Here is a 750-nt window from a genome sequence, read left to right on the forward strand (position 1 = left end):
TGACTGGAGGTCAGAAAATGAACATCAAGAGCCTTCTTCTCGGCTCCGCTGCGGCCCTGATCGCAGTATCCGGTGCGCGCGCCGCCGACGCCGTCGTCGTCGCCGAGCCGGAACCGGCTGAATACGTCAAGATTTGCGACGTTTACGGCTCGGGCTACTTCTACATCCCCGGCACCGAAACCTGCCTGCGCATCGGCGGCTATGTCCGTTACGACATCGGCGTCGGCGACGTGGGTTCGTTCGACGGTGCCAGGTCCTTCGATCATAAGGACGGCGACGAGCAGGATACCTTCTACAAGAATGCCCGCTTCACGCTGAAGACCTGGACCGGCCAGGAAACCGAACTCGGCACATTGAAGACCTACACCGAGACCCGCTTCAACTTCGGTAACCGCAACGGCTACCCCTCGGCGGATGATCCGACCACGGAAGCAGATGAGTTCAACAGCAACCCGGCCGGCAACAAGAATGTCTCGCTGAACTTCGCCTGGATCCAGCTCGGTGGCCTGCGCGTCGGTAAGGACGAATCGGCCTTCAATACGTTCATCGGCTACGCCGGCAACGTCATCCAGGATACGCTCGTCCCCTACGGCGATTTCGACACCAACGTCGTCCAGTACTACTTCGACGCGGGCAACGGCTTCTCGGCCGTGGTCTCCCTCGAAGAAGGCTCGGGCACAGTCGGCACCATCGACAGCTACGTTCCGCATGTCGTCGGCGGCGTGAAGTACACGCAGGGCTGGGGCGCCA

At 61.2% G+C, this 750-nt stretch carries 1 protein-coding gene; it reads left to right on the forward strand.

The annotated features are described in order from the left end of the window. Positions 1-17: 17 nt before the first annotated feature. Positions 18-750: porin (locus ACWGTO_RS33685; RefSeq protein ID WP_454578981.1), on the forward strand; the 733-nt coding region annotated here is incomplete at its 3' end.

The sequence above is a fragment of the Mesorhizobium sp. PL10 genome, assembly GCF_053714315.1.